The organism is Streptomyces sp. NPDC088725, assembly GCF_044751305.1.
Classification (GTDB): Bacteria; Actinomycetota; Actinomycetes; order Streptomycetales; family Streptomycetaceae; genus Streptomyces.
Genome location: NZ_JBIVLO010000002.1, coordinates 106,406 through 122,346, shown reverse-complemented (window position 1 = coordinate 122,346; position 15,941 = coordinate 106,406). Strand labels below are relative to the sequence as shown.

Genomic DNA, 15,941 nt, shown 5'->3' with positions numbered 1-15,941 from the left:
ACCGTGGCAAGTGGCAACGCGATCCGGGGAAGCCGGGTCGGAGCGGGCCCGATGGGTGAGGCCGAGCGTGGCGAGACCGCGCCACGGCTGCGCATCTCCTTCTGGTGCTCCAACAGGCACGAGACGGTGCCGAGCTTCGCCAGTGACGCTCAGGTTCCGGATACGTGGGACTGCCCGCGCTGCGGATTCCCGGCCGGCCAGGACCGGGACAATCCCCCGGCCCCTCCCCGTACGGAGCCGTACAAAACACATCTCGCCTACGTACGCGAGCGGCGCAGCGACGCGGACGGCGAGGCGATCCTCGCCGAAGCGCTCGCCAAGCTCCGCGGCGAGATCTGAACGCCGCCACACCAGCCCAGGCCCTGCCCGGCCGGACACCCCAGGTGTCCGGCCGTTGTCGGTGGCACCCCCTACGGTCATGAATCCGTGGACCTGAGGGGGAATCGTGACCACTGCCGAGGCTGTAGGCGCCGATGCGCGAGGCGGTGCGCCCGCGTGGCGCGGGGGATTCGGGCGGCTGTGGTCGGCCGCTGTCGTCTCCAGGTGCGGTGACTCGCTGCGGGCGGCGGCGATGCCGCTCCTGGCTGCCTCGCTCACGGACGACCCGCTGCTGATCGCCTCGGTGACGGCCTGCGGATATCTGCCGTGGCTGCTGTTCGGGCTGCTCGGCGGAGCGGTGGCGGACCGGGTCGATCAGCGCCGGGCGATGTGGACCGTCGATCTGCTGCGGAGCCTGCTGATGGCGGCTTTCGCGGCCGCCGTGGCCCTCGGGCACGCGTCGATCGCGCTGCTGCTGGCCCTGGCCTTCGTACTCACCACCCTCCAGACCCTCTTCGACAACGCCGCCACGGCCCTGCTGCCCTCGCTGGTGAAGCCGCATGAGCTGGGCAGTGCCAACGCCCGCCTGATGACCGGTCAGCAGATCGCCGGCGGCTTCGTCGCCACTCCGCTGGTGCCCGCCCTGCTGTTGGTGGGTGTGGCGGCTCCGTACGCGGCGGACGCGGCCACGTACGCCCTCGCGGCCCTGCTGGTGTTCTCGCTGCGCGCGGCCGCCCCGGAGCGGGCTCCCAGGAAGACGGGCTCCACCCTGCGCGGGGAGATCGCCGACGGGATACGCGTCCTCGCCGCGGACCGGGTGCTGCGCGGGCTGTGCCTGGCCACCATGCTGTGCAACATCGGCATGAGCGCCCTGATCGCCACCCTCGTGCTGCATGTCACGGGCTGGCTGCACGCGGGGAACGCGGGCTATGCGCTCGTCATAGCCGCGTACGGGGCGGGCAGCGTGGCGGGCGGGCTGCTGACCGGGCGCGTCACCGCGCGTACGGGCCGCGTGCGGAGCGTGTTCCTGGCCGGGGCCGTACAGATCGGCGTCCTGGTCGTGCTCGGCACCGTGCGGCAGCTGTGGGCCGCGACAGCCGCTCTGCTGGTGTTCGGTGTCGCGGGCATGGTGTGGAACGTCAGCCAGCGGACCCTGATGCAGGAGCGCGCGCCGGCGGACATGCTGGGCCGGATCAGCTCCGCCTACCGCACTCTCGCGGTGGGCGGAGCGCCGCTCGGGGCGCTTCTCGGCGGAGCCGTGGCGGCGGGCTGGGGGCTGAACAGCCCGGCTCTGCTGGCGGCCGGATTCTTCGTCCTTGCCGTCGCCTCGTTGTCCTCTCTGATCAATTAGGTTGGAGGGGCAGCAGGGCATGCGTGCAAGCACGAGAAGAAGTGGGCTGATGTCCGAAATGAACGCAGCAGGCCGTACCAGGCTCAACCGGACGCCCGAGTGGAGCGCGCTGGGCAAGCACCGCGAGCAGCTGGGGCAGACGCATCTGCGCGAGCTGTTCGCCGCTGACCCCGAGCGGGGCACCGGCTACACCCTTCAGGTGGGCGACCTCTACCTGGACTATTCCAAGCACCTGGTGACGGACGAGACGCTGGCGCTGCTGCGCGAGCTGGCCGCGGCCACCGGGGTCGCGGAGCTGCGGGACGCGATGTTCCGCGGCGAGAAGATCAACACCACCGAGGACCGCGCGGTGCTGCACACCGCACTGCGCGCGCCGCGTGAGGCCGTGGTCGAGGTGGACGGTCAGAACGTCGTGCCGGGTGTGCACGCCGTTCTCGACAAGATGAGCGCGTTCGCCGACAAGGTCAGGTCGGGCGAGTGGACCGGCCACACCGGACGGCCCATCAAGACCGTGGTCAACGTCGGCATCGGCGGCTCCGACCTCGGCCCCGCGATGGCGTACGAGGTGCTCAAGTCCTTCACGGACCGGGGCATCGGCGTGCGGTTCGTCTCGAACGTCGACGGCGCGGATCTGCACGAGGCCGTGCGGGACCTGGACCCGGCGCAGACGCTGTTCATCATCGCGTCCAAGACCTTCACCACCATCGAGACCATCACCAACGCCACCTCGGCGCGCGACTGGCTGCTGACCGGGCTGCGGGCCGACAGCAGCGCCGTCGCCAAGCACTTCGTGGCGCTCTCCACCAACGCCGAGAAGGTCGCCGACTTCGGTATCGACACGGCCAACATGTTCGAGTTCTGGGACTGGGTCGGCGGTCGCTACTCCTTCGACTCGGCCATCGGGCTCTCCCTGATGATCGCGATCGGCCCCGACCGCTTCCGCGAGATGCTCGACGGCTTCCACCTCGTCGACGAGCATTTCCGCACGGCGCCGCCCGAGGCCAACGGACCTCTGCTGATGGGGCTGTTGGGCGTCTGGTACGGAGGGTTCTTCGACGCCCAGTCGCACGCGGTCCTGCCGTACAGCCACTACCTGTCGAAGTTCACGGCGTATCTCCAGCAGCTCGACATGGAGTCCAACGGCAAGTCCGTGGACCGGGACGGCAATCCGGTCGAGTGGCAGACCGGGCCGGTCGTCTGGGGCACCCCGGGCACCAACGGGCAGCACGCGTACTACCAGTTGATCCATCAGGGCACGAAGGTGATCCCGGCCGACTTCATCGGCTTCGCCCGTCCCGTCGCGGATCTGCTGCCGGGGCTCATCGCGCAGCACGACCTGCTGATGGCCAACTTCTTCGCGCAGACCCAGGCCCTCGCCTTCGGCAAGACGCCGGAGGAGGTCCGGGCCGAGGGCGTGGCGGAGGAGCTGGTGCCGCACAAGACGTTCCGCGGCAACCACCCCACCACCACGATCCTCGCCGAGAAGCTGACCCCGTCCGTGCTGGGCCAGCTGATCGCGCTGTACGAGCACAAGGTGTTCGTCCAGGGCGCGATCTGGAACATCGACTCCTTCGACCAGTGGGGAGTCGAGCTGGGCAAGGTCCTCGCGAAGAAGATCGAGCCGGTGCTCACCGGCGACGGATCCGAGGCCGCGGCCGCCGGACAGCTGGACGGCTCGACGGCGGAACTGGTCGCCAAGTACCGCGCGCTGCGCGGCCGCTGAGGAACGCGAAGCGGCCCGGCTCGCCGGGAAGGCGAGCCGGGCCGCGACGCGGGGTGTGCCGGGATGTCAGGCCGACGCCGGAGGGTAGAGGCCGCGGGGCAGCTTTGACGCCGCGGGGGCGTCGAGCAGCCACAGGGTGCGGGTGCGGCCGTACGCGCCCGCCGCCGGGGCCTGGATCTCGCCGGCTCCCGACAGGGCGATCTCCGCCGCCCCCGCCTTGTCCTCGCCCGCCGCGAGCAGCCACACCTCGTGCGCCGCCCGGATCGCGGGCAGCGTGAGCGAGATGCGCAGCGGCGGCGGCTTGGGAGCGCCGTGCACGGCGACCACCGTGCGCTCGGTCTCCCGGACTCCGGGCAGCTCGGGGAAGAGCGACGCTACATGCGTGTCCGGTCCGACGCCCAGCATCAGCACGTCGAAGGACGGCACAGCCGCGTGGTCCTCCGGCCTTGCCGCCGCGGCCAGTTCGGTGGCGTAGGCGGCGGCCGCCGCCTCCACGTCACTGCCGTACGGGCCGTCCGACGCCGGCATCACATGCACCCGGGACGGGTCCAGCGGCACCGAGTCGAGCAGCGCCTCGCGCGCCTGGGTGATGTTGCGCTCGGGGTCGCCCTCGGGCAGGAACCGCTCGTCACCCCACCACAGGTCGAGCCGCGACCAGTCGACCGCGTCACGCGCGGGCGCCGACGACAGCGCGGCCAGCAGGCCGTTGCCGTTGCGCCCGCCCGTGAGGACGACCGAGGCGGAGCCCCGGGAGGCCTGGGCGTCCACGATCTTCGTGATCAGCCGGGCCGCCGCGGCCTGCGCCATCAGCTCCTTGTCGCGGTGGACGACGAGCTGCGGAGGTCGCGGAGCGCTCACTTCGACGCCGCCTTCCTGGCCGGCGCCGGTGCCTTCTTCGGGGCGGCGGTCCCGCGCGACTCGCTGACAGCACCGGGATCCGTCGCGGCGTCCGCGGTGTGCGTCAGCCGGTCGACCCGGACCCGCAGTGCCGACGCGTAGGTGTCGTCGGGGTCGAGCCTGCGCAGCTCCTCCGCGATCAGCTCCGAGGTGTCACGCCGGTTGAGCGCGACCGCCCGGTCCGGCTGGCCCTCGATGGAGAGCGTCGCCAGCGAGCCGTCCGCCCGGTCCAGCACGATCGGACCGCAGTCCGTCTCCAGCCGTACGGCCGTGAGGCCGGGACCGGGGGAGACGGAACGCTTGACCGGTACGTTCAGCCGGTCGGCGAGCCACATGCCGAGCAGTTCGCAGCTCGCGTTGTGCTCCTCGCCCTCCACCTGCACCGTGGTGACCTTGCAGTCGACCTGGTCCAGAGCGGCCGCGAGCATCGAGCGCCACGGTGTGATCCGGCTCCAGGCCAGGTCCGTGTCGCCGGGGGTGTAGACGGCGGCGCGGGCCTTCAGCTCCTCGATGGGGTTCTCGGCGGCGTACGTGTCCGTCACGCGTCGCTGTGCCAGCTTGCCGAGCGGGTCCTTCGCCGGGTTGACCGGCGCGTTGACCGCCCACCACACCACGACGGGCGCGTCGGGCAGCAGCAGCGGCAGCACCACCGACTGGGCGTGGTCCACGACCTCGCCGTACAGCCGCAGGACGACCGTCTCGCCGGTGCCCGCGTCGACGCCCACCCGCACCTCGGCGTCCAGCCGGGCCTTGGAGCGGTCGCGCGCCGAGCGGGAGACCCGCTTGACGACGACCAGCTTCCGCGACGGGTGCTCCATGGACGCGTCGTTGGCGGCCTTGAGCGCGTCGTACGCGTTCTCCTCGTCGGTGACGATGACCAGGGTGAGGACCATGCCGACGGCAGGTGTGCCGATGGCACGGCGGCCCTGCACCAGCGCCTTGTTGATCTTGCCGGACGTGGTATCCGTAAGGTCGATCTTCATGGCCGACGCCAGCTCCGTCCGTCTCGTGCGAGCATTTCGTCCGCCTCGACCGGACCCCAGGTCCCGGACTCGTACTGCGCGGGCTTGCCGTGCTTGTCCCAGTACTCCTCGATCGGGTCGAGGATCTGCCAGGACAGCTCCACCTCTTCCGTGCGCGGGAAGAGGTTCGAGTCGCCGAGCAGCACATCGAGGATGAGCCGTTCGTACGCCTCGGGGCTGGACTCCGTGAAGGACTCGCCGTAGGCGAAGTCCATCGACACGTCGCGCACCTCCATCGAGGTGCCCGGCACCTTGGAGCCGAACCGCATGGTCACGCCCTCGTCCGGCTGGACGCGGATGACCAGGGCGTTCTGCCCCAGCTCCTCCGTGGCCGTGTGGTCGAAGGGGGAGTGCGGCGCGCGCTGGAAGACCACCGCGATCTCTGTGACGCGGCGGCCGAGCCGCTTGCCGGTACGCAGGTAGAAGGGCACGCCCGCCCAGCGGCGGTTGTCGATGCCCAGCTTCACCGCGGCGTAGGTGTCGGTCTTCGACTTCGCGTCGATCCCGTCTTCCTGGAGGTAGCCGACGGCCTTCTCGCCGCCCTGCCAGCCCGCCGCGTACTGCCCGCGCACAGTGTCCGCGCCGAGGTCCTGCGGCAGCTTCACCGCGCCGAGCACCTTGGTCTTCTCCGCCGCGAGCGCGTCCGCGTCGAAGGAGGCGGGCTCCTCCATCGCGGTCAGCGCGAGCAGCTGGAGCAGGTGGTTCTGGATGACGTCACGGGCCGCGCCGATGCCGTCGTAGTAGCCGGCGCGCCCGCCGATGCCGATGTCCTCGGCCATGGTGATCTGCACGTGGTCGACGTACGACCGGTTCCAGATCGGCTCGAAGAGGGTGTTGGCGAACCGCAGCGCCAGGATGTTCTGGACGGTCTCCTTGCCCAGGTAGTGGTCGATCCTGAAGACCTCGTTGGGCGGGAAGACCTCGTGGACGACCTTGTTCAGCTCCTTGGCGGAGACCAGGTCGTGGCCGAACGGCTTCTCGATGACCGCGCGCCGCCAGGAGCCTTCCTTCTGGTCGGCCAGCCCGTGCTTCTTGAGCTGCTGGACGACCTGGGGGAAGAACTTCGGCGGCACGGAGAGGTAGAACGCGAAGTTGCCGCCGGTGCCCTGCGCCTTGTCCAGCTCCGCGATCGTCGCCTTCAGGTTCTCGAACGCCTGGTCGTCGTCGAAGTCGCCCTGGACGAAGCGCATCCCCTGGATGAGCTGCTGCCAGACCTCCTCACGGAACGGCGTACGGGCGTGTTCCTTGACGGCGTCGTGGACTTCCTGCGCGAAGTCCTCGTCCTTCCATTCGCGGCGGGCGAAGCCGACGAGCGAGAAGCCCGGCGGCAGCAGGCCGCGATTGGCCAGATCGTAGATGGCGGGCATCAGCTTTTTGCGGGACAAATCGCCCGTGACGCCAAAGATGACCAGGCCCGACGGCCCCGCGATGAGCGGGAGCCGTCGGTCCGCGGCGTCACGGAGCGGGTTCGCTCCGTGGGTTGCGGTCAAGGGGATCAGCCCTCCGAAGGGGCGAGGCGCTTCAGCTCTGCCTCGGTCGACTTGAGCAGGTCGTTCCAGGCGCTCTCGAACTTCTCGACGCCCTCGTCCTCGAGAAGCTGCACGATCTCGTCGTACGAGATGCCCAGCTTCTCGACGGCCTCGATGTCCGCGCGCGCCTGGTCGTACGTGCCACGGACCGTGTCACCGGTGATCTGCCCGTGGTCGCCGGTGGCTTCGAGAGTCGCCTCCGGCATGGTGTTCACCGTGTTCGGCGCCACCAGCTCGTCCACGTACAGGGTGTCCTTGTACGCGGGGTCCTTCACGCCGGTCGAGGCCCACAGCGGACGCTGCTTGTTGGCCTGGGCGCGGTCCAGCTTCTCCCAGCGGTCCGAGGAGAAGACCTCCTCGTACGCCTCGTAGGCGAGCCGGGCGTTGGCCAGCGCGACCTTGCCGCGGGCGGCCTTGGCCTCGGGCGTGCCGAGCGCGTCGAGCCGCTTGTCGATCTCGGTGTCCACGCGGGACACGAAGAAGGACGCCACCGAGTGGATCCTGGAGAGGTCGAGGCCCGCGGCCTTGGCCTTCTCCAGGCCCGCCAGGTAGGCGTCCATGACCGCGCGGTAGCGCTCCAGCGAGAAGATCAGCGTGACGTTGACGCTGATGCCGCGGCCGATCGTCTCGGTGATCGCGGGCAGACCCGCCTTCGTCGCCGGGATCTTGATCAGCGTGTTCGGACGGTCCACCAGCCACGCGAGCTGCTTGGCCTCGGCCGTGGTCGCCAGCGTGTTGTGGGCCAGCCGCGGGTCGACCTCGATGGAGACCCGGCCGTCCTGGCCGTCCGTGGCGTCGAAGACCGGCCGCAGGATGTCGGCGGCGTCACGGACGTCCGCCGTCGTGATCATGCGGATGGCTTCCTCGACGGTCACCCGGCGGGCGGCCAGCTCGGTCAGCTGCGTGTCGTAGCCGTCGCCCTGCGAGATCGCCTTCTGGAAGATCGACGGGTTCGTCGTCACACCCACCACGTGCTGCTGGTCGATGAGTTCGGCGAGGTTGCCGGAGCTGATCCGTTTGCGCGACAGGTCGTCGAGCCAGATCGCGACGCCTTCGTCGGAGAGGCGCTTGAGTGCGTCTGTCATGAGGTTTGCATCTCCTACAGTTCGTATACCGGCGTCAGCGCGCTGAGGCTTCGATAGATTCCCGGGCGGCCGAAGCCACCGCTTCGGCGGTGAAACCGAACTCGCGGAACAGGACCTTGCCGTCCGCGGAGGCTCCGAAGTGCTCCAGCGAGACGATGCGTCCCGCGTCGCCCACGAAGCGGTGCCAGGTCAGTCCGAGACCGGCCTCGACCGCCACCCGCGCCTTGACGGACGGCGGCAGCACGGAATCCCGGTACCCCTGGTCCTGCTCGTCGAACCACTCCACCGACGGCATCGACACGACGCGCGTGGGGATACCCGCGGCCTGAAGCTGCTCGCGCGCCTCGACCGCCAGCTGCACCTCGGAGCCCGTACCGATCAGCACGACCTGCGGAGCGCCGCCCTCGGCCTCGAAGAGGACGTAACCGCCGCGCGCGGCATCCTCGTTGGCCGGGTACGTCGGCACACCCTGACGCGTCAGCGCCAGACCGTGCGGCGCGCCCTTGGAGTGCCGCTTGAGGATCTCGCCCCACGCGATCGCCGTCTCGTTGGCGTCCGCCGGACGGACGATGTTGAGACCGGGGATGGCGCGCAGCACCGCCAGGTGCTCGACCGGCTGGTGCGTCGGGCCGTCCTCGCCGAGTCCGACGGAGTCGTGCGTCCAGACGTACGTGACCGGCACCTGCATCAGCGCGGCGAGCCTGACGGCCGGGCGCATGTAGTCGGAGAACACCAGGAAGGTGCCGCCGTAGATACGGGTGTTGCCGTGCAGCGCGATGCCGTTCATCGTCGAGCCCATGGCGTGCTCGCGGATGCCGTAGTGCACCGTGCGGCCGTACGGGTCGGCCTCCGGCAGCGGGTTGCCCACCGGGAGGAACGACGACGTCGCGTCGATCGTGGTGTTGTTCGAGCCGGCGAGGTCGGCGGAGCCGCCCCACAGCTCGGGGATGACCTCGCCCAGCGCCTGGAGGACCTTGCCGGACGCGGCGCGCGTCGCCACGGCCTTGCCGGTCTCGAACGCGGGGAGCTTGTCCTCCCAGCCGGCGGGCAGCTCGCCCGCGCGGACGCGGTCGAACGTCGCGGCGCGCTCGGGGTTGGCCGTACGCCACGCGGCGAACGTCTTCTCCCAGGCGGACCGCTCTTCCCGGCCGCGGTCCAGCGCCTCACGCGTGTGCGCCAGGACGTCGTCCGGGACGTCGAAGGACTTCTCCGGGTCGAGGCCGAGGACCTTCTTCGTGGCGGCCACCTCGTCGGCGCCGAGCGCCGAGCCGTGCGCGGCCTCGGTGTTCTGCGCGTGCGGGGCGGGCCAGGCGATGATCGAGCGGGCCGCGATGAAGGACGGGCGCGAGGTCTCGGCCTGCGCGGCCTTCAGGGCCTGGTAGAGACCCGCCGGGTCCAGGTCGCCGCTGGGCAGCTGCGCGACGCGCTGGACGTGCCAGCCGTACGCCTCGTAGCGCGCGAGCGTGTCCTCGGAGACGGCCGTCTCGGTGTCGCCCTCGATGGAGATGTGGTTGTCGTCCCACAGCAGGACGAGGTTGCCCAGCTTCTGGTGGCCGGCCAGCGAGGACGCCTCGGCCGAGATGCCCTCCTGGAGGCAGCCGTCGCCGGCGATCGCCCAGATGGTGTGGTCGAACGGGGAGGTGCCGGGCGCGGCCTCCGGGTCGTACAGGCCGCGCTCGTAACGGGCGGCCATCGCCATGCCCACGGCGTTCGCGACACCCTGGCCGAGCGGGCCCGTGGTGGTCTCGACGCCCGTGGTGTGCCCGTACTCCGGGTGGCCCGGGGTCTTCGAGCCCCAGGTGCGGAAGGCTTCGAGGTCCGCCAGCTCCAGGCCGTAACCGGCCAGGAAGAGCTGGATGTAGAGAGTGAGGGACGAGTGGCCCGCGGAGAGTACGAACCGGTCACGGCCCGTCCACTGCGCGTCGGCAGGGTCGTGCCGCATGAGCTTCTGGAACAGGACGTAGGCGGCGGGCGCCAGGCTCATGGCCGTACCGGGATGGCCGTTGCCGACCTTCTGTACGGAATCCATGGCCAGGACGCGAGCGGTATCGACGGCCCGCCGGTCCAATTCAGTCCACTCGAGTTCAGTGGTGGTCGGCTTGGTGCTCACCCTGAGTCAGGGCTCCTCTCCACATATCATCCCGGTGGCTGATGGCACACCGGATTCGCTGTCGAGCCTACCCTCGCAGCGCTGTCGCTCTTTTCGAGTTGCCCGCCGGTGAACAACAGGTACTGCCAGAGTGCGGCCCCCGGGAGGAGTTCGCCTCCCGGGCCACTCCCAACACGGGCCCACCCCCGCGAAGACGGCCTGTGGGCAACGTCTAGAGTGAGGTGGTAAGCGCAAGTCTTCACCGGGCTCTCATGCCCGGATCTTGCTGGGATTTCTCTGTCAGGGGTGTGCGTGACGGCCGTCGAGTCCCGACCCGCAGGGGCCGTCTTGACTCCGAATCCCGGTGGCCATCGGCTGCTCGGGGCACGGGTCAAGGCATTCGTCGCACTGACGAAGCCGCGGATCATCGAGCTGTTGCTCATCACCACCGTTCCGGTGATGTTCCTCGCCACGGGCGGCGTGCCGGACCTCTGGCTGGTCCTCTTCACCTGTGTCGGCGGATACCTCTCCGCGGGCGGCGCCAACGCGCTGAACATGTACATCGACCGCGACATCGACGCCCTGATGGACCGTACGTCGCAGCGTCCACTGGTCACCGGCATGGTCTCGCCGCGCGAGAGCCTGGTCTTCGGCCTCGCGCTCGCGGTGATCTCCACGCTCTGGTTCGGCCTGCTCGTCAACTGGCTCTCGGCGGCGCTCGCGCTGAGCGCGCTCCTCTTCTACGTCGTCGGCTACACGATGATCCTCAAGCGCCGCACCGCGCAGAACATCGTCTGGGGCGGCATCGCGGGCTGCATGCCCGTGCTGATCGGCTGGTCCGCCGTCACGAACACGCTGTCCTGGGCCGCCGTCATCCTCTTCCTCGTCATCTTCTTCTGGACGCCGCCGCACTACTGGCCGCTGTCGATGAAGGTGAAGGAGGATTACGCGCGGGTGGGTGTGCCGATGCTTCCCGTCGTGGCGTCCAACAAGGTGGTGGCCCGGCAGATCGTCGTCTACAGCTGGGTGATGGTCGGCGTCTCGCTGCTGCTGACCCCGCTCGGTTACACCGGCTGGTTCTACACGCTGGTGGCGCTGGTGGCCGGCGGCTACTGGCTGTGGGAGGCGCACGCGCTCCAGTCACGCGCCAAGGCCGGGGCGGCGGGCGCCAAGCTCAAGGAGATGCGGCTGTTCCACTGGTCGATCACCTATGTGTCGCTGCTCTTCGTGGCCGTCGCGGTGGACCCCCTCCTGCGCTGAGCGTTACCCGCCGGTAGCATCGGCCGCATGGCAGAGACTGAGCAGGTTGACGAGACCAAGCGGGCCGCCAAAGAAGCGGCCCGCGCCGAACGCCGTGCGGCCAGGCTGGCCCGGCACATCGGTGCCTTCGCCAAGCGGCACGGCGGAGCCGAGGGACAGCTCGCGAACCTCGGCCGGCCGGGCACCCGCATCGTGCTCGTCGGCGAGGACGGCGGCTGGGGCGATCTGGTCGCCCCCTCGCACGCCGTGGCCCTGAGCGCGGCCGAGAAGGCGGGGCTCACCCTGCACGAGACCTTCGACGGAGAGCTGGCGGCCAAGGTCCGCACGGGGCCGTACGAGTGGTCCCGGATGGCCGGTATCCAGATCGGCGGCCGCACCGCCCGCTGAGGCGACGGCAGCACGGGGGCGCCACCGGCGGCGGTTCACCGCCACCGGATCGCGGTTCACCCGTTGGACTGTGCGGGAACTGGCCCCAGACGGGAAGCGCGATGATCGAAACAGCGTCCTTGGTGGACCACTACTGCCACGGTGTGCTCCGTACGGAGCTGGGGCCGGCCACGTTCGAGGCCCAGCTGGGCAGAACGGCACGGCCCCCGGCCGCCGGCACCACCTTCTTCGACACCCAGACCGGGTTCGCCGTACGCCGCTGGTGTCCGCCGCTGCTCGGCCTCGAACCGCACTGCCCGCCCGCCAGATACCTCGCCCGCCGCAGGGAACTGGGCGCGCTGCGGTCGGCCGGGCTGCTGCTGCGCTCCACCGGCGTCTCCACCTATCTGGTGGACACCGGGCCGCCGGGCGAACTGACCGGGCCCGGCGAACTGGCCGCCGCCGGTGCCGCGGAGGCGCGCGAGATCGTCCGGCTCGAACCGCTCGCCGAGCGGGCCGCCGACACGGCGGGCTCGGTGCGGGACTTCCTGTCCGGTCTCTCGGAATCCGTGCACGGCGCGGCCGCCACGGCCGCCGCCCTCAGCTTCGCCTCGGGCCCCGGGGACACGCTCGCGGCGGCGCCGCATCCGCCGGGCCCCGGCGAGGTACGCGCCGCCGCGGGCCGGTGGCTCGCCGAACGCCGTACCGGCCGCGGACCGCTCAGCGAGCCCGTGCTGCTGCGCCACCTGCTCTGGATCGGCGTCACCACCGGGCTGCCGCTGCAACTGCACCTGGGCCCGGGTGACGTATATCCCCCGGCCGGCAGCGCGGATCCGACGGTGCTCACCGGCTTCGCGGCGGCCACCGAAGGGCTCGGCACCGATCTGGTGCTGCTGGGCACGTATCCGTACCACCGGCAGGCCGCCCAGCTGGCCGCGGCCTTCCCGCACGTGTACGCGGACCTCGGGCCCTCGCTCGCGTTCACGGGGGCGCGGGCCGCGGTCGTTCTGGCCGAGATGCTGGAACTCGCCCCGTTCGGGAAGCTGTTGTTCTCCAGCGGCGCGCGCGGCTTGCCCGAACTGCACGTCGTGGGCGCCCGGGTCTTCAGGGACGCGGTGGCGCGGGTGCTCGGCAGCTGGGTGTCGGAAGGTGCGTGGTCGCTCGCCGACGCACGGCGGGTCGCGGAGATGATCGCGGCGGGCAACGCCCGCCGCGTCTACGGCCTGCGGGACGGCGGTCTGCCGGACGGCGGTCTGCGGGACAGCCGCTGAGGCCGGCCGGCCGCGGAGATCGGCTGAAGTCCGGCGCCGCCGAGGTCAGACGGCAGCGGAGAGCGGGGCGTCCCACTGCGCCGGGATCCCGGGCGTGGTCACAGGACGCTCGCGCAGACTCACCGCCATCCGCAGCACCCCGATCCACACCAGGCACAGACCGAGCATGTGGACGCCGACCAGCACCTCGGGCAGGTCGGTGAGGTACTGCACGTACCCGACGGCGCCCTGCGCGAGCAGCACCAGCAGCAGGTTGCGGGCGACCACCCGGGTGTCCGGGGGAGCGTCCACCACCCGCAGCGTCAGCCACATCGCCACCGCCAGCACGCAGACGATCCAGGCGGTCACCTCGTGGACGTAGACCGTCGAGGCCCAGTCGAACGGCATCCGGGGGACGTCGCTGCTGTCGCCGGCGTGCGGTCCCGAGCCGGTGACGATCGTGCCCGCCACCATCAGCAGCACCGTGGTCGCGATCAGCGCCCACGACAGCTTGCGCACCGGGCGCGGCACGCGCGGGCGCGGATCGCCGTCGCCCTCGCGGGTGCGCAGCCAGGTGAGCGTGGTGACGGTGAGGAGACTGAGGGCGAGGAGCAGATGTCCCGCCACCGTCCAGGGGTTGAGGCCCGCGAGCACGGTGATGCCACCGAGTACGGCGTTGCCCATCACGAGCCAGAACTGCGACCACGCGAGCCGGGTCAGCCCGCGCCTGCGCGGCTTGGCGCTGCGCGCCGCGATGATCGCCCAGCCGACCGCCGCGCACAGGACGTACGTCAGCATCCGGTTACTGAACTCGATCGCGCCGTGGATCCCCTGCGCGGGGGTGGCGACGAGGCTGTCGTCCGTGCACTTGGGCCAGGTGTCGCAGCCGAGACCGGATCCGGTCAGCCGGACCGCGCCGCCGGTGACGACGATGAGCACGCTCGCCAGCACGGCGCAGAGCGCGGCGAGTTGGAGCGTACGGGGCGAAGGCGTCCAGCGCCGGGCGATATAGGCGAGGGGGGTCAACACGGCCACCATCGTAGGCGCGAGCTTGTGCGGCTTTTCACGAGGGGTCCTTCCGCGCGTCCTCGCGCCGGGCTTCGTCGTGCCGCGCGGCCCCTGCCACGCTTCCCCGCGCCGGGCGGCCACGGGTACGCGCACCGGGCGTACGACCCGTCCGGCCGGGCGCGCCGGAGGAGTCACTCCCAGCGGAAGAACGCGCCCGCCGCGCCGAGACCGGCGGCCGCCCACACGGCGAGGACGCCCAGATCGCCCCAGGGCATGCCCGCGCCGTGCTGGAGGACGTCCCGCAGGCCGTCGGAGAGCGCCGAGATCGGCAGCAGCCCGAGCACCGACTGCGCCGCGTCCGGGAACTTCTCCAGCGGCACGATCACCCCGCCGCCCACCAGGAGCAGCAGGAAGACCAGGTTCGCGGCGGCCAGCGTCGCCTCCGCCCGCAGCGTGCCCGCCATCAGCAGGCCGAGTCCGGAGAAGGCGGCCGTGCCGAGGACGAGCAGCAGCAGGACAGCGAAGGGGCTGCCGTGCGGGGACCAGCCGAGCGCGAACGCGATGACCGTCAGCAGGACCACCTGGAGCACTTCCGTGACCAGCACGGCGAGCGTCTTCGCGGTCATGAGGCCCCAGCGGGGCAGCGGTGAGACGGCGAGGCGTTTGAGCACGCCGTAGCGCCGCTCGAAGCCGGTGGCGATGGCCTGGCCGGTGAACGCGGTGGACATCACGGCCAGCGCCAGGATCCCGGGCGCCAGGAAGTCCACCGCCTTGTCCGCGCCGGTGTCCACGACGTCCACCGCCGAGAACAGCACCAGCAGCAGCGAGGGGATGATCACGGTCAGCAGCAGCTGCTCGCCGTTGCGCAGCAGCAGCTTCGTCTCGAACGCGGTCTGCGCGCCGATCATGCGCGCCAGGGGAGCCGCGCCGGGCGCCGGGGCGTACCTACCCGCGCCGGAGCCCGCCCCGGTGGCCGCGCTCGTACCCGTGCTGGTGCCGGTGCTCATGAACGCAGCTCCTTGCCGGTCAGTTCGAGGAAGACGTCCTCCAGCGTGTGCCGCTCCACCGAGATCCCGTCCGCCATCACGCCGTGCTGCGCGCACCACGAGGTGACCGTGGCGAGCAGCTGGGGATCGACCGTGCCGCTGATCCGGTACACGCCGGCGGCAGGTTCGGCGGCAGAGGTGCCGTCCGGCAGCGCCTTCAGCAGGGAGCCGAGGTCGAGTCCGGAGCGCCCGGTGAAGCGCAGGGTGTTCTCCGCGCCGCCCCGGCACAGCGCCTCGGGGCTGCCCTGCGCGATGACCCGGCCCGCGTCGATGATCACGACATCGTCGGCGAGCTGCTCGGCCTCGTCCATGAAGTGCGTGGTCAGTACGACACCGACGCCGTCGGCGCGCAGCTCGCGGACCAGGTCCCAGGTGGAGCGGCGGGCCTGCGGGTCGAGTCCGGCGGTCGGTTCGTCCAGGAAGACCAGCTCGGGGCGGCCGACGACGGCCAGGGCCAGCGCGAGCCGCTGCTGCTGTCCGCCGGAGAGCCGCCGGTACGTCGTACGGCCGCAGTCGCCGAGGCCGAGACGTTCGATCAGCGCGTCCACGTCGAGTGGCCGCGCGTGCAGCCGGGCCATGTGGCGGAGCATCTCACCGGCGCGCGCGCCGGAGTACACGCCGCCGGACTGGAGCATCACGCCGATGCGCGGGCGCAGCCGGGCGGCGTCGGCGACGGGATCGAGGCCGAGGACGCGCACGGTGCCGGCGTCGGGCCTGCGGTAGCCCTCGCAGGTTTCGATCGTGGTGGTCTTGCCCGCGCCGTTGGGGCCGAGTACGGCGGTCACGGTACCGGCGCGTACGACCAGATCGAGGCCGTCCACCGCGGACGTGGCCCCGTACCTCTTGACCAGGCCGCGAACCTCTACGACGGGGTCGGCGGCGGCCGGATCCGCGGCGGAGCCGCCGGCGGGGCGCTCACGCGGGAAGACGCTGTGCATGGCGGGAAGTCTAGGCAGCGCGGCCGGGGGCGCCTGCCGCGGGGGCGAATATGGCCTGT

Annotated in this window: 14 protein-coding genes; 6 read left to right on the top strand and 8 right to left on the bottom strand. The window is 71.1% G+C overall.

The genetic code is table 11. The annotated features are described in order from the left end of the window. The first annotated feature begins 3 nt into the window (after positions 1 to 3). From ACIP6N_RS04460 to pgi, 3 genes are all read left to right on the top strand, one after another. Complete coding sequence (locus ACIP6N_RS04460; protein ID WP_401812823.1) at positions 4 to 339, top strand: RNA polymerase-binding protein RbpA; 336 nt, start codon at positions 4 to 6, stop codon at positions 337 to 339. 106 nt (positions 340 to 445) lie between these two features. Further along, positions 446 to 1,669, top strand: coding sequence for an MFS transporter (locus ACIP6N_RS04455; RefSeq protein ID WP_401812822.1), 1,224 nt, complete (start codon positions 446 to 448; stop codon positions 1,667 to 1,669). Positions 1,670 to 1,727: 58 nt separating this feature from the next. Beyond that, on the top strand, positions 1,728 to 3,392 hold the full coding sequence (gene pgi, locus ACIP6N_RS04450) for a glucose-6-phosphate isomerase (protein WP_401813487.1): 1,665 nt from the start codon (positions 1,728 to 1,730) through the stop codon (positions 3,390 to 3,392). Between the two features lie 66 nt (positions 3,393 to 3,458). On the opposite strand, the gene pgl is transcribed toward pgi, so the two are convergent. Genes pgl through tkt form a run of 5 tightly spaced genes read right to left on the bottom strand, consistent with a single transcriptional unit; the run spans position 3,459 to position 10,035 of the window. Further along, the gene (gene pgl, locus ACIP6N_RS04445; protein ID WP_401812821.1) at positions 3,459 to 4,250 is read right to left on the bottom strand and encodes a 6-phosphogluconolactonase; all 792 of its coding nucleotides are present in this window, start codon (positions 4,248 to 4,250) and stop codon (positions 3,459 to 3,461) included. Further along, positions 4,247 to 5,272: a glucose-6-phosphate dehydrogenase assembly protein OpcA gene (opcA, locus tag ACIP6N_RS04440; protein WP_401812819.1), complete on the bottom strand. Its 1,026-nt coding sequence runs from the start codon at positions 5,270 to 5,272 to the stop codon at positions 4,247 to 4,249. Before opcA ends, pgl begins: the two co-directional genes overlap by 4 nt. Then, positions 5,269 to 6,801: a glucose-6-phosphate dehydrogenase gene (gene zwf / locus ACIP6N_RS04435; protein WP_401812818.1), complete on the bottom strand. Its 1,533-nt coding sequence runs from the start codon at positions 6,799 to 6,801 to the stop codon at positions 5,269 to 5,271. Before zwf ends, opcA begins: the two co-directional genes overlap by 4 nt. Before the next feature lie 5 nt (positions 6,802 to 6,806). Continuing rightward, entirely contained in the window at positions 6,807 to 7,925 is a 1,119-nt protein-coding gene (gene tal, locus ACIP6N_RS04430; RefSeq protein WP_401812816.1) for a transaldolase, read from the bottom strand. A 34-nt stretch (positions 7,926 to 7,959) separates the two neighbouring features. Continuing rightward, positions 7,960 to 10,035 carry a transketolase gene (tkt, locus tag ACIP6N_RS04425; RefSeq protein ID WP_401812814.1) on the bottom strand — a complete coding sequence of 692 codons (2,076 nt, stop codon included), beginning with the start codon at positions 10,033 to 10,035 and terminating at the stop codon, positions 7,960 to 7,962. Positions 10,036 to 10,326: 291 nt separating this feature from the next. Between tkt and ACIP6N_RS04420 the strand changes: the two genes are divergently transcribed. The 3 genes from ACIP6N_RS04420 (at position 10,327) to ACIP6N_RS04410 (ending at position 12,911) form a co-directional block, all read left to right on the top strand. After that, the gene (locus tag ACIP6N_RS04420) at positions 10,327 to 11,274 is read left to right on the top strand and encodes a heme o synthase (RefSeq protein WP_401812812.1); all 948 of its coding nucleotides are present in this window, start codon (positions 10,327 to 10,329) and stop codon (positions 11,272 to 11,274) included. 27 nt (positions 11,275 to 11,301) lie between these two features. Continuing rightward, positions 11,302 to 11,661 carry a hypothetical protein gene (locus ACIP6N_RS04415; protein WP_401812810.1) on the top strand — a complete coding sequence of 120 codons (360 nt, stop codon included), beginning with the start codon at positions 11,302 to 11,304 and terminating at the stop codon, positions 11,659 to 11,661. Positions 11,662 to 11,762: 101 nt separating this feature from the next. Beyond that, positions 11,763 to 12,911 carry an amidohydrolase family protein gene (locus ACIP6N_RS04410; protein WP_401812808.1) on the top strand — a complete coding sequence of 383 codons (1,149 nt, stop codon included), beginning with the start codon at positions 11,763 to 11,765 and terminating at the stop codon, positions 12,909 to 12,911. A 45-nt stretch (positions 12,912 to 12,956) separates the two neighbouring features. On the opposite strand, the gene ACIP6N_RS04405 is transcribed toward ACIP6N_RS04410, so the two are convergent. From ACIP6N_RS04405 to ACIP6N_RS04395, 3 genes are all read right to left on the bottom strand, one after another. Further along, positions 12,957 to 13,928: a heme A synthase gene (locus tag ACIP6N_RS04405; RefSeq protein WP_401812807.1), complete on the bottom strand. Its 972-nt coding sequence runs from the start codon at positions 13,926 to 13,928 to the stop codon at positions 12,957 to 12,959. A 161-nt stretch (positions 13,929 to 14,089) separates the two neighbouring features. Further along, complete coding sequence (locus tag ACIP6N_RS04400) at positions 14,090 to 14,905, bottom strand: ABC transporter permease (RefSeq protein ID WP_401812805.1); 816 nt, start codon at positions 14,903 to 14,905, stop codon at positions 14,090 to 14,092. Next, a complete protein-coding gene (locus tag ACIP6N_RS04395; RefSeq protein WP_401812804.1) occupies positions 14,902 to 15,882 on the bottom strand; it encodes an ABC transporter ATP-binding protein in 981 nt (326 codons plus the stop codon). The genes ACIP6N_RS04400 and ACIP6N_RS04395 overlap by 4 nt, the downstream gene beginning before the upstream one ends. Positions 15,883 to 15,941: the final 59 nt, after the last annotated feature.